At 55.2% G+C, this 14,039-nt stretch carries 6 protein-coding genes and 3 pseudogenes; 6 read left to right on the top strand and 3 right to left on the bottom strand.

The features are described from left to right. Positions 1-45: 45 nt before the first annotated feature. Entirely contained in the window at positions 46-4,011 is a 3,966-nt protein-coding gene (gene putA / locus ACMZI0_RS01390; RefSeq protein WP_415671667.1) for a trifunctional transcriptional regulator/proline dehydrogenase/L-glutamate gamma-semialdehyde dehydrogenase, read from the top strand. A 47-nt stretch (positions 4,012-4,058) separates the two neighbouring features. Here putA and ppiC read toward each other — a convergent pair whose 3' ends face one another. Next, positions 4,059-4,340, bottom strand: a complete 282-nt coding sequence (ppiC, locus tag ACMZI0_RS01385) for a peptidylprolyl isomerase PpiC (protein WP_415671666.1) — start codon at positions 4,338-4,340, stop codon at positions 4,059-4,061. 183 nt (positions 4,341-4,523) lie between these two features. Here ppiC and rep point away from each other — a divergent pair, with 183 nt between their 5' ends. Further along, positions 4,524-6,548: a DNA helicase Rep gene (gene rep / locus ACMZI0_RS01380; protein WP_415671665.1), complete on the top strand. Its 2,025-nt coding sequence runs from the start codon at positions 4,524-4,526 to the stop codon at positions 6,546-6,548. 53 nt (positions 6,549-6,601) lie between these two features. Here rep and gppA read toward each other — a convergent pair. Continuing rightward, positions 6,602-8,098: pseudogene (gene gppA, locus ACMZI0_RS01375) on the bottom strand (guanosine-5'-triphosphate,3'-diphosphate diphosphatase). A 6-nt stretch (positions 8,099-8,104) separates the two neighbouring features. After that, positions 8,105-9,376, bottom strand: coding sequence for an ATP-dependent RNA helicase RhlB (gene rhlB, locus ACMZI0_RS01370; protein ID WP_415671664.1), 1,272 nt, complete (start codon positions 9,374-9,376; stop codon positions 8,105-8,107). 117 nt (positions 9,377-9,493) lie between these two features. Here rhlB and trxA point away from each other — a divergent pair, with 117 nt between their 5' ends. From trxA to wzzE, 4 genes and pseudogenes are all read left to right on the top strand, one after another. Further along, a complete protein-coding gene (gene trxA, locus ACMZI0_RS01365) occupies positions 9,494-9,820 on the top strand; it encodes a thioredoxin TrxA (protein WP_415671663.1) in 327 nt (108 codons plus the stop codon). Positions 9,821-10,292: 472 nt separating this feature from the next. Next, complete coding sequence (rho, locus tag ACMZI0_RS01360; RefSeq protein ID WP_415671662.1) at positions 10,293-11,552, top strand: transcription termination factor Rho; 1,260 nt, start codon at positions 10,293-10,295, stop codon at positions 11,550-11,552. A gap of 307 nt (positions 11,553-11,859) precedes the next feature. After that, positions 11,860-12,942, top strand: a pseudogene (gene wecA / locus ACMZI0_RS01355) (UDP-N-acetylglucosamine--undecaprenyl-phosphate N-acetylglucosaminephosphotransferase). A 23-nt stretch (positions 12,943-12,965) separates the two neighbouring features. Next, positions 12,966-14,032, top strand: a pseudogene (wzzE, locus tag ACMZI0_RS01350) (ECA polysaccharide chain length modulation protein). The last annotated feature ends 7 nt before the right edge of the window (positions 14,033-14,039 follow it).

Here is a 14,039-nt window from a genome sequence, read left to right as displayed (position 1 = left end):
ATCCCTCACTATCGATGATTATCTTGGCTTCACTGGAGTGAAACGATGGGATTCTCCACTATAGCGGTAAAACTCGACGACGCGACCCGCGATCGTATCAAACGTACGGCGCTGCGCCTTGATCGCACATCGCATTGGTTGATTGAGCACGCCATTTTTTGTTACCTCGACGCCGTTGAAAGAGACGGCAAGGCACCTGACATCACGCCAGCTCATGGTGTGGTATTCAATCGCGCGCCGGAGATTATGCCGCAATCTCGTCAGGAAGGAAGCTATCAACCGTTTTTAGAATTCACCGACACGCTGTTGCCCCGTTCGCCGCTGCGTGATGCTATCACGGCGGCATACCGTCGTTCCGAGCGTGAAATGGTGCCGCTGCTGCTCGAACGGGTGGAACCCATGGCTCCGATGGCTCCGGCGGTGCAGAAACTGGCCTATCGACTGGCACAAACGCTGCGCCTTGAACAGCAAACCCACGGGCGTGCGGGACGGGTGCAAAGTTTATTACAGGCCTTTTCCCTTTCCTCTTCAGAGGGCATTGCGTTGATGTGTCTGGCAGAAGCGTTGCTGCGCATTCCCGATGCTTCAACGCGCGATGCGATGATTCGCGATAAAATCAGCAGTGGAGACTGGCATTCCCATCTGGGGAAAGGGCGATCGCTATTCGTCAATGCGGCGACCTGGGGGCTGTTGCTGACCGGAAAACTGGTTGCGACGCACAGCGAAACGCGTTTGGCGCATACCCTGAAGCAGCTGATTAACAAAGGAGGCGAACCGGTTATTCGACTGGGGATGGACCGCGTTATGCGCCTGATGGGTGAGCAGTTCGTGACCGGCGAAACCATTGATGAGGCGTTATCCAACGCACAGCACCTTGAGCAGCAAGGGTTTCGCTACTCCTATGACATGCTGGGCGAAGCGGCATTAACCGCGCAGGATGCGGAGGCTTACCTCAAAGCTTACCAACAGGCGATTCACGCTATCGGCAAAGCGTCCGCCGGGCGTGGAGTGTATGAGGGGCCGGGGATCTCCATCAAGCTGTCGGCGCTGCACCCGCGTTACAGCCGCGCGCAGTACGATCGTGTCATGGAGGAGCTTTATCCCCGCTTGCTGGCGCTGACGCTACAGGCGATGCAGTATGACATTGGCATCAATATTGATGCGGAAGAGGCTGAGCGGCTGGAAATTTCCCTCGATTTGCTGGAGCGGTTGTGCAATGAGCCCTCGCTGGCGGGTTGGAAAGGGATTGGTTTTGTGGTGCAGGCCTACCAGAAACGCTGCCCGTTTGTGATTAATTTCCTGATCGATCTGGCACAGCGTACCCAGCGACGCCTGATGGTGCGACTGGTGAAGGGGGCCTACTGGGACAGCGAAATCAAACGCACGCAGATGGACGGTTTGGAGGACTACCCCGTCTATACCCGCAAAGTCTATACCGACGTCTCCTATCTGGCTTGTGCACGCCAGCTGCTGGCGGCACCGGATGCCATTTATCCGCAGTTTGCTACACACAATGCCCATACCCTGAGCGCCGTGTATACGCTGGCCGGAGAAAACTATTACCCTGGCCAATATGAATTTCAATGTCTGCACGGCATGGGCGAAGCGCTTTATACGCAGGTCGTCGGTCCTGAAGACGAAGGTAAGCTGGCGCGCCCCTGCCGGATCTATGCCCCGGTTGGCACCCATGAAACCTTGCTGGCTTATCTGGTGCGGCGTTTATTGGAAAACGGTGCTAACACCTCGTTTGTCAATCGTATTGCCGATGCAGACGTTCCACTGGAACAACTGATTGCCAGCCCGATAGGTGAAGTGCAGGCGCTGGCTTACAAAGAGGGCGCTCCCGGCTGCCCGCATCCGCGGATTCCTTTACCCGCAGAGCTCTATGGCACTGAGCGCTGCAACGCGCAAGGCGTTGACCTGACCGATGAACGTGGCCTGGAAATACTCGCTTCGGCATTACGTGCCGATGCCGCTCGGGTATGGCATACGGCACCCATCATGGTTGATGTGCCATCGCCAAAGGCGGCTCGGCCAGTGACCAATCCAGCCCAGCAACAGGATGTTGTTGGCTACGTGCGCGATGCCAGTGAGGAGGATGTTCGCATTGCGTTGGGCCGCGCGGTGCAAGCGGCGGAGCGGTTCACCGCAACATTGCTACCCGAGCGCGCGGCCTGCCTGCAACGTGCTGCCAGCCTGCTGGAGGAGGCGTATCCACAGTTTATTGGACTGTTGGTGCGAGAGGCGGGAAAAACCGTGCCGAACGCCATCGCTGAAATACGTGAAGCGGTGGATTTTTTGCGTTATTACGCGCAGCAGTCTGTCGCCGTGATATCGGAACATGCTTGCCCGTTAGGCGTGGTGGTTTGTATTAGTCCGTGGAACTTCCCGCTTGCCATTTTTACTGGCCAGGTTGCTGCCGCGCTGGCGGCGGGTAATGCGGTACTGGCAAAACCGGCGGAGCAGACGCCGCTGGTTGCCGCGCTGGCGGTGCAACTGTTGCATCAGGCTGGCATTGCGCCTGATGTGTTGCAACTGCTGCCCGGCACAGGCGAAAGCGTCGGCGCGGCGCTGGTGGAGGATGCGCGCGTCAACGGCGTGCTGTTTACCGGCTCCACGGCGGTTGCCAAACGCTTGCAGCGCACTCTGGCAGGCAGGCTGGATGCCCATGGTCGGCCTGCGGTGCTGATCGCCGAAACCGGCGGTATGAATGCCATGATTGTCGACTCCTCAGCCCTGACGGAGCAGGTGGTTAGCGATGTTATGGCTTCCGCTTTTGACAGTGCAGGGCAGCGTTGTTCGGCACTACGTCTGCTTTGCCTTCAGAATGAAATCGCAGATGCCACGTTGAGCATGCTACGCGGGGCGATGGCACAGTACCGCGTGGGCAATCCCGATCGGTTGGTGACGGACTGCGGCCCGCTGATTGATGATGATGCTCGCGAGCAGATTGAGCAGCATGTTCACATGATGCGGGCTAACGGTCATCCGGTCTTTCAAGCGGCTTATGGTGTACAGGCATACGTGACTGCATGGCGACAAGGCACCTTTGTTCTGCCGACCCTGATTGAACTGGATAACGTTACCCTCTTGCAGCGAGAGGTCTTCGGTCCAGTGCTGCACGTGGTGCGCTACGCCCGTGAAGAGCTGGATACCTTGATTGAGCAGATCAACGCCTTGGGATATGGGCTAACGTTGGGTGTCCACTCACGCATTGACGAGACCATTTCACGTATTACGCAGCGGGCACATGTGGGTAACCAGTACGTTAACCGCAATATGGTGGGTGCTGTGGTGGGCGTACAGCCGTTTGGCGGTGAAGGGCTGTCCGGTACCGGGCCGAAGGCGGGCGGGCCGCTTTATTTGCCTCGCTTGCAGGTAGCATTACCCGGTGCATCAAGTGCAGCGAGCAACGCACTGGGCGTGGATGCTTCATTGGCAACAACGCCCGAACGCGCGGCTTTCGCTATGCTGATTGACTGGGCGCAGCGACAGGCGCGATCGGTGCTGCTAGCGGCAGCACAGCGTTACCGCGCCTGGGGCGCTGTCAGTGGGGTGATCCGCCCGTTGCCCGGCCCGACCGGAGAGCGCAATACGTATATGTTGACGCCTCGCGATAATGTGCTCTGTCTGGCCCAGGAGAGTGACGATATTCTGCTACAACTGGCCGCGCTGCTGGCCGTGGGCTGTAGCGCGTTGTGGCCCGAAAGCGAGGCGTTACGCTCTCTTGCTCGCGGCTTGCCGCAGGAAGTGCAAAACCGCATACGCTTTACGCCCGAATGGCAGCAGGAAGGTGAGAGTATTGATGCTGTTATCTGTCACGGCGATAGCGAAATGCTGCGTCAGGTGAGTTACCAGCTTGCGCAATCGGAGGGGGCTATTGTTCCCCTGCTGGGATGTGAGTCAGGCAGTGACAACATACCGCTGGAGCGGTTGTGGCATGAACGTGTGCTCAGCGTGAATACGGCGGCAGCAGGAGGAAACGCCAGCCTGCTGATGATGACAGAGTAATTACCCTGTATGCGTCGTGCAGAGCGCGGCGCAGCAATGCAAAACACTCAGTTGCGGTACAGTACCTTGATGATATGGTAACCAAACTGGGTTTTTACCGGACCGAAAGGTTTGAGTAACTCGCAGGAAAAAACCGCCTTGTCGAAGGCTGGCACCATCTCGCCCTGACGAAATTCGCCCAAATTTCCCCCATCCCGTTTAGACGGGCAGGTGGAGTGTTTTTTGGCTAACTGCTGAAAGTCTGCCCCTTGCGCTAGTTGGTCCAGTAAATCATTCGCCTGTTGTTCTGTATCGACCAGAATATGCAGTGCAGATGCTGTTTTCGCCATGGGAATACCTTTGATATGAGTAATTAGCGTGAATTTAGCTGGCCTCACTCACGCCGCTGCCGATGGCTGGCAATGTAGCACGATGCGCGCACGAAGTGAATCGGGAAAGGGGAAATCCCGTCATCAAGATCTTCCTGGCTTTCTGCTACAATCGGCTTCCGTTTTTATTGTGAGTTGAACGCCATGCGCCTGAATCCCAGTCAACAACATGTTGTCGAATTTGTTACCGGCCCTTGTCTGGTGCTGGCTGGTGCGGGGTCGGGTAAAACGCGCGTGATCGCCAACAAGATTGCTCACCTGATTCGCCAGTGCGGCTATCAGGCGCGTCATATCGCGGCTGTGACTTTTACCAACAAGGCGGCGCGCGAAATGAAAGAGCGTGTGGCGCAAACCCTGGGGCGAAAGGAGACGCGTGGGCTGCTGATCGCGACTTTCCACACGCTGGGTCTGGAGATCATCAAACGGGAATACGCAGCGCTGGGCATGAAGGCGAACTTCTCGCTGTTTGACGATCAGGATCAGGCCGCACTGCTTAATGAACTGACGGAAACCTGGCTGGAAGGGGACAAAACCCAGCTACAGCAACTTACCTCAACCATTTCCAACTGGAAAAACGATCTGATGAACCCGTCACAGGCGGTGGCATCGGTGCAGTCGGAACGCGATAAGCTGTTTGCGCACTGCTATGGCCTGTATCACGATCATCTGCACGCCTGTAACGTGCTGGATTTTGACGATCTTACCCTGTTGCCGACGCTGCTGTTCAAACGCAATGAAGAGGTGCGAGAGCGTTGGCAAAACCGCTTGCGCTATCTGCTGGTGGATGAATATCAGGACACCAACACCAGTCAGTATGAGCTGATCAAACTGTTGGTAGGCGCGCGCGCGCGTTTTACCGTGGTCGGGGATGACGACCAATCTATCTACTCTTGGCGCGGTGCCCGCCCGCAAAATCTGGTGCTGCTCTCGCAAGATTTCCCCCAGCTTGAGGTGATCAAGCTGGAACAAAATTACCGTTCCTCGGGCCGTATTCTCAAGGCCGCCAATATTCTGATCGCCAATAACCCGCACGTCTTTGAAAAAAGGCTGTTTTCAGAATTGGGTTACGGTAGTGAACTGAAGGTAATTACCGCCAATAACGAAGACCACGAGGCGGAACGGGTGGTGGGGGAACTGATCGCCCATCACTTTATCAACAAGACGCAGTACAGTGACTATGCGATCCTCTATCGCGGCAACCACCAGTCGTGGCTATTTGAAAAGATGCTGATGCAAAACCGCATTCCCTATTGCATCTCGGGTGGCACATCTTTCTTTTCCCGCCCGGAAATCAAGGATCTGTTGGCGTATCTGCGTGTCCTGACCAATGCGGATGACGACAGCGCATTTCTGCGTATCGTGAACACGCCTAAGCGAGAAATCGGCCCCGCTACGCTACAGAAACTGGGGGAGTGGGCTAATGTGCGTAACAAAAGCCTGTTTACTGCCAGTTTTGACTTGGGGTTGGAGGAGCACTTGTCTGGGAGTGGGCTGGCTTCGCTGCAACGTTTCACCCACTGGATGGGGGAAATTGCTCAGCAGGCGGAGCGGGAGCCCGTAGCGGCAGTGCGCGATCTGATCCACGGGCTGGATTATGAAAGCTGGCTATATGAAACCTCCACCAGTCCGAAAGCGGCGGAAATGCGCATGAAAAACGTCAATCAGCTGTTTAGCTGGATGACGGAAATGCTGGCGGGCTCAGATCTTGATGAGCCGATGACTCTGACGCAGGTAGTGACGCGGTTTACTCTGCGAGACATGATGGAACGCGGCGAAAGCGAAGAAGAGCTGGATCAGGTGCAACTGATGACACTTCACGCCTCCAAAGGGTTGGAATTCCCTTATGTGTATCTGGTGGGCATGGAAGAGGGGTTACTGCCGCATCAGAGCAGCATTGACGAAGACAATGTGGATGAGGAGCGCCGCCTGACGTATGTTGGCATCACGCGCGCACAGCGTGAGCTGGTCTTTACGCTGTGTAAGGAACGTCGTCAGTATGGGGAACTGATGCGGCCCGAGCCCAGCCGTTTCTTGCTGGAACTGCCGCAGGACGATCTGCAATGGGAGACGGCGCGCAAAGTGGTCAGTGCGCAAGAGCGGATGCAAAAGGGACAAAACCATCTGGCGAACCTGCGCGCACAGCTGGCGCAGGCGCGCGGCAATAAATAAAGAGTAGACAGCAGTAAAACGCGGGCAACAGTAAAAAACCAATAGTGAAGTGGTTAGCTCGCCGTTTCCTCAATCACCAGCGGCCAGTGAGCATAACCTTGCCAACGGCTCTCTTGCTCCAACGCTTCGGCGCGCAGGGGATGTGCCGCCAACCAACCCGCGGGTAACTGGACATGCAGGGTGTCTCCTTCTGCTCGCAAAACAATCTCCGGCAAGGTGTCATCGCGGCGGCGGCTGGCGAAAATAATCGCCAGACGCAACAGGCGGCACAAGCGCTGCGCAGGCAGCACCGGCATGGCGTTTTGCTGATTCAATGACTGAAGGTCGATCGCACCACTTTGATTTAACAGCAGAATGGCCAAAAGTTTTTTCTATGCTGGGGTGAAACCGGGAAGATCGCTATTGCGGATCAGATAGGCGGCGTGTTGCGGAGCATTGCGGAAATCGACGGCCAGACCGATTTCATGCAGAAAACCGGCGCTGTGAAGCAGGTCGCGACATCGGTGATCTAGCGGCTATGCCTGCGTGAGTTGATGCAAAAAATTGTCGGTCAGCGCGCTGACGCGATGGCCTTGTTCTCCGTCTAGCAAGTAGCGGTGTTACAGATTGATCAGCGTACGCTGGCGAATATCTTGCTCAACGGGCAAGTGCAGCATCCCATACACCAATCCTTCACGCAGTGCACCACCGGCCAGCGTCATGCTCTGAATGTCGAGTTCCTGGAAAATGGCCAGCAGAATGGAAAGCCCGCTGGGGAATACCAGCGCTCGCTCCAGTGTCAGGCCGTCAATTTCCAGCTCTTCCAGCTTGTGACATGCAATGGCGTGCTGTTTCAGGGCAATCAGCTTGTCGAGCGTGATGTGCTCGTCCATGCCTGCGGCCACCATAATCTCTTGTAGCGCCTGCACCGTATCGGATGCCCCAACGCACACCTGCCAGCCTTGCTCACGCAGTTGGGCGGCCACGGGGCGTATCATGTCGCGCGCAGCTTGTTCAGCGCGAGAAAAATTCTCTGCCGTAAGGGTGCGATAGCTGAAATAACGCTCCAACCAAGTTACGCATCCCATAGGCAGGCTGAGTAGCCGCGTTGCGTGGGCTGCCGTCCCGGTCGCCAGTTCGGTGCCGCCGCCGCCGATATCCACCACCAGGCGTTTTTCTGGCCCGCCGGTGGTATGCGCCACACCCTGATAAATCAGGCGTGCTTCCTCTTCACCGCTGATAATCTGAATCGGCAAGCCCAGAATCTGCTGCGCCTGAGCCAGAAATTCATCGGCGTTGGTGGCGAGTCGCAAGGTCGCCGTGGCCACAACGCGGGTTTGCGCCTGAGGGATATCCTGCAAACGTTCAGAAAACAGGCGTAAGCACTGCCAGCCGCGCTGCATAGCTTCCTGTGATAAGCGATTATCACGATCCAGCCCTGCCGCCAAACGGACCTTGCGCTTAATGCGCGCCAGTGTCTGAATGCTGCCGGCGCTCTCTCGCACAACCAGCATATGGAAGCTGTTAGAGCCCAGATCGATTGCCGCATATAGCGAGGAAGCCGTTAGCATGGACGCTTAACTCGTTCTTTTACGGTTGCCGCGCGGTGCGCCGCTACGACGTGGCGGGCCACCGCTGGTGCGCGTGCGGGGTAACCGCTTCGGCGCAGGCAGATCGGTCATCAGTGCATCGCTGTTGTATTTACTCACCGGGATCGAATGACCCGTGTACTGCTCAATCGCGGGCAGATTCAGCGCATACTCTTCACAAGCCAGGCTGATGGAGAAACCGCTGGCCCCGGCGCGTCCGGTACGGCCGATGCGGTGCACGTAGTCTTCGCAATCGTCCGGCAAATCATAGTTGAATACGTGGGTTACCGCTGGGATGTGCAGGCCGCGGGCAGCAACGTCGGTTGCGACCAGAATATCCAGGTTGCCCTGCGTGAAGTCATCCAGAATACGTAAGCGTTTTTTCTGCGCCACGTCACCGGTCAGCAGACCAACGCGATGGTCGTCCGCAGCCAGATGGCCCCAGATATCCTCGCAACGGTGCTTGGTGTTGGCGAAAATGATGCAGCGATCCGGCCACTCTTCTTCCAGCAGCGTTTGCAGCAGGCGCATTTTCTCTTCGTTTGACGGATAGAACAGCTCTTCCTTGATGCGGTGACCGGTTTTCTGCTCCGGCTCCATTTCAACGTATTCGGCATTGTTCATCTGCTCAAACGCCAATTCACGCACGCGATAAGACAGCGTGGCCGAGAACAGCATGTTCAGGCGCTGCGTAACAGGCGGCATGCGGCGGAACAGCCAGCGAATATCTTTGATAAAGCCCAGATCGTACATTCTGTCGGCTTCATCCAGCACCACAACCTGAATGGCGCCAAGGTTAATGTGATTCTGCTTGGCGTAGTCGATTAAGCGGCCCGTGGTGCCGATCAGGATATCCACACCCTGTTCCAACACTTTGAGCTGCTTGTCGTAACCGTCTCCGACGTAAGCCAGACCCAGTTTCAAGCCGGTCGCTTCCGCCAGCGCCTGCGCATCCGCGTGGATTTGCACGGCCAACTCGCGGGTGGGCGCCATGATCAGCGCGCGCGGCTGGTTGGTTTGACGCTCTGTCAAAGCAGGGTGCGACAAGAGATAGTGGAAAGTAGACACCAGAAATGCCAGCGTCTTGCCAGTTCCGGTTTGTGCCTGACCCGCGACGTCCCGGCCAGCCAAGGCTAGGGGCAGTGCGAGAGTCTGAATAGGCGTACAGTTATAAAACCCTTTTTTTCCAAGGACTTTGATTACCTGCGGGTGCAGCGCGAAGTCGGAAAACTTCTGTTCGGTCAAGTGTGTTTTGCTCATAGTGTGGTAGAATATCAGCTAACTATCGCTTTACGAAAGCGTATACAGTGAAATAAAGTCAAGCTTTGTTGGTTAATGCTACACCAACCTGCTAAAGATAATCCTACGGAGTAAAAAATGAGCGATAAAATTATTCACCTGACAGACGACAGTTTTGAAACGGACGTGTTGCAGGCCGAAGGGGCAACACTGGTTGATTTTTGGGCTGAATGGTGTGGTCCCTGCAAAATGATCGCTCCGATTCTCGATGAAGTCGCTGATGAATTCGAAGGCCGCGTGACCGTAGCCAAACTCAATATTGATGAAAACCCGGCAACGGCACCGAAATACGGCATTCGTGGCATCCCGACCCTGCTGCTGTTCAAGAACGGCGAAGTGGCGGCAACGAAAGTGGGCGCGCTGTCCAAAGGACAGTTGAAAGAGTTTCTGAACGCCAATCTGTAACGCCCGGCAGATTTACTAACCATACTTCATCGCACAAAGCGGTCAGTGAGGATTTCTCGTATTGACCGCTTGCCGCATGTCATGAAGCGTGCTAGATTCATCAATACTGCATATCGTACTTGCCTATGTTTAAGCTTTGCGGGCTTGAGCCTGAAAGTTTGAATCTATAGCATTACTCACTGTATATACCTTAACGCTGCCGGTTCGTGACAACAGATCGCACAAACACGGCATCAGAATCTGTAGCGTGGTCAGGCAATCTAAAAGCATTACATTAATTGGTTTCAGGTGTCTTCGATCTCTTGCCGTCGTTTTGTATCGGGCTTGCGTGGTCAACGTGTGACACGTTCACGTATCAAGCCAAACGGAATGGTGTGATTGAGGGCAGTTTATGATAGTGGCATGGATGACCCTTGCCATCCCATTCACGCTAATTGTTCGAGATTTACCCCGAGTTTAAGAACCCACCACTATGAATCTTACCGAATTAAAGAATACGCCAGTTTCTGAGTTAATTACTCTTGGCGAAAACATGGGGCTGGAAAACCTGGCTCGTATGCGCAAGCAGGATATTATTTTCGCCATTTTGAAGCAGCACGCAAAAAGTGGCGAAGATATTTTCGGCGATGGCGTGCTGGAAATCTTGCAGGATGGTTTTGGTTTCCTCCGCTCCGCAGACAGTTCCTACCTCGCCGGTCCCGATGATATCTACGTTTCTCCCAGCCAAATCCGCCGTTTTAACCTTCGTACTGGTGACACCATTTCAGGCAAGATTCGTCCTCCCAAAGAAGGGGAACGTTATTTTGCCTTGTTGAAAGTCAACGAAGTCAACTACGACAAACCTGAAAACGCCCGCAACAAGATCTTGTTCGAAAACCTCACTCCGCTGCATGCCAATTCGCGTCTGCGCATGGAACGCGGTAACGGTTCTACGGAAGATTTGACGGCGCGCGTGCTGGATTTGGCTTCTCCGATTGGCCGTGGTCAACGTGGTCTGATTGTGGCACCGCCGAAAGCCGGTAAAACCACGCTGCTGCAAAACATTGCGCAGAGCATCGCGTACAATCACCCTGACTGCGTGCTGATGGTGCTGCTTATCGACGAACGTCCGGAAGAAGTGACCGAGATGCAACGTCTGGTGAAAGGGGAAGTGGTCGCGTCTACCTTTGACGAACCCGCCTCACGCCACGTTCAGGTTGCTGAAATGGTGATTGAAAAGGCCAAGCGCCTGGTCGAGCACAAAAAAGACGTTATCATCCTGCTGGACTCCATTACCCGTCTGGCGCGAGCCTACAACACCGTGGTACCGGCTTCCGGCAAGGTGTTGACGGGTGGTGTGGATGCCAACGCCCTGCACCGTCCGAAACGCTTCTTTGGTGCTGCGCGTAATGTGGAAGAGGGCGGTAGCCTGACCATCATCGCAACGGCGCTTATCGATACCGGTTCCAAGATGGATGAAGTGATTTACGAAGAGTTCAAAGGTACAGGCAACATGGAACTGCACCTGTCACGTAAAGTCGCTGAGAAGCGCGTCTTCCCTGCTATCGACTACAACCGTTCCGGTACGCGTAAAGAAGAGCTACTCACCACTTCTGAAGAACTGCAAAAGATGTGGATTCTGCGCAAGATCATTCACCCGATGGGCGAGATCGATGCGATGGAGTTCCTCATCAACAAGTTGGCGATGACCAAAACCAACGATGAATTCTTCGACATGATGAAGCGTTCATAAGCCAGACAGGCTCTCGGGGAAAACGCCACGCGGGTCGTGGCGTTTTTTTTAGGAACTTACCGACCTTTACACTACGTAGCCTTTTTCCAGAGTATTCTAGGATGTCCCGGCGCCATGCTTTCCGTTATGGTACGCACTGATTTGATGGCGTCATCATAACCCCGCCGCAAGTGCCTGCTTTATGCATGCCTGTGCGATAACGTCGGCCGCATAATGATGTTGTGGTGAACGCCCTGTTATGGCGAACGATTCTGTCGCTGTGACAGCCTGCGGCGGCTTGTAGCCATAAACGGTAAACTTACTCGCTATGCGTCTAGAGTTATTATTGATTTTCCTGTTTTCTTTGGCTTTTCTACTCCTTGCCCATCGCGTGGCGGGGCCGCTGGGTCTTGTCGATCGCCTCAACCAGCGTAAACGTCACCAGGGATTGATTCCGTTGGTAGGTGGCATTTCCGTCTATGCTGGCTTGTGCTTTACCTTTCTGGTGACAGACTTCTACATCCCCCATTTCCACTTTTACCTGCTGTGTGCGGGTATTTTGGTGTTTGTTGGCGCATTGGACGATCGCTTTGATATCAGTGTTAAAGTGCGTGCGCTGGTGCAGGCGTTGGTCGCTGTTGCCATGATGTTCTTTGCCCATCTTTCATTGCGTAACCTTGGGGAGTTGTTTGGCCCGTGGGATATGGTGCTAGGGCCTTTTGGTTATCTGGTGACGCTGTTTGCCGTGTGGGCGGCTATCAACGCGATTTAACATGGTCGATGGCATCGACGGCCTGCTGGGTGGCCTTTCCGGGGTTTCATTTGGCGCGATGGGCATCCTGCTTTACGGTTACGGCCACCATAATCTGGCACTGTGGTGCTTTGCCATGATCGCGGCCACGCTGCCGTATATCTTGTTAAATCTCGGTTTCTTTGGTCGCTGCTATAAAGTGTTCATGGGCGATGCAGGCAGTACCATGATAGGGTTCACCGCCATCTGGATTCTGATGCAATCAACGCGGGGTAAATACCATCCCATTAACCCGGTAACGGCGCTGTGGCTGATCGCCATTCCGCTGATGGACATGGTTGCCATCATGTACCGCCGTCTACGCAGGGGCATGAGCCCTTTGCGCCGGATCGTCAACATATCCATCACTTACTGATGCGTGCCGGTTTTACGCCGCATCAGGCTTTTGTGCTGATCACGATGGCAGCGGTGTTGTTGGCGGGCATTGGCATGGCGGGAGAATACTTCTCTTTCATTCCGGAATGGGTCATGTTGGCACTGTTTTTACTGGCCTTCGGGCTTTGTGACTACTGCCTGAAGCGAGCCTGGCGCGTGGCGCGCTTTCTGAAACGTATGAAACGCCGGACGCGCCACCGCGACGATCATCGACACTCAACTTGAAACCACATCACTTTGGGGAAGTAATGAAACACGAAAACTCTTCTAACGGAAAATCTGGCGAAACCCATGACAACGTGCGTAATGGGCATGCTAGTATCGAGAATGAACTGGACATTCGTGGCCTGTGCTGTGCGTTGTGGCGGGGAAAATTCTGGATTGCCGGCGTGGCGCTGGCTTTCGCGCTGATGGCGCTCGGGTACTCCTATCTTGCGCGCCAGGAGTGGAGCGCCACGGCATGACTGACCGGCCCGGCGTTACGTTGCTGGGAGGCTATTATCCGCAGCAGCAGTTCTTGCGCAATCTGGATGCCAAGGCCTTTGCGTCGCTGCCGTCTGAGCCTCTGTCGGTGTCAGCCAAGGTCTATGACGAAGGTTGCCGCGTATGACACTCGGCGCGATTTCTGGCTACAGAGCGACTACTATAAATCGTATCAGGAAGGTGATGCCAAGGCGGATGCGGCCTTGCTGGACGAGCTGATTGCCGATATCCAGTTTACCCCGCGTGACGACGGCAAAAAGACCTTTGACATCGTGCGCCTGACGGCAGACAACCCTGCCGCAGCCAATCGGCTACTGCGCCAATATATCGAGTTTGCCAGCCAGCGCGCAGCGCAACATCTTAACGATGAGCTTAAAGGTGCCTGGGCAGCACGTAAGGTCTTTTTGCAGTCGCAGATCCAGCGTCAGGAAGCGGTCGCACAGGCAATTTTCGATCGTGACCTGAATAGCGTGAAAATGGCGTTGAAGATTGCGCAACAGCAGGGCATTAGCCGCAGCCAGACTGATACCCCTGCCGAAGAATTGCCTCCATCGGAATTTTCCTGCTGGGACGCCCGATGTTGCAGACGCAATTGGAGTCTTTGCAGGCCAGCGGCCCTCGCTATGACATCGATTATGACCAAAACCGCGCAATGTTGGCGACATTAAGCGTTGAGCCAATGCTCGATGCTGCATTGCTGACCTACTGTTATCTGCGCACACCGGAGGAACCGGTGAAGCGAGATAGCCCGCGCCGCCTGTTCTTGATGGTGATGTGGGGCGTCATCGGTGCATTAACCAGGGCGGGTATTGCATTGGTTCGCCGTAAGTAGCGGCGGC

Origin of the sequence: Symbiopectobacterium sp., assembly GCF_047692315.1 — a bacterium.
In the GTDB taxonomy this organism is placed as follows: Bacteria; Pseudomonadota; Gammaproteobacteria; order Enterobacterales; family Enterobacteriaceae; genus Symbiopectobacterium.
Note: the sequence above shows the minus strand (reverse complement) of the source record. Positions and strands in the feature narration are given on the sequence as shown.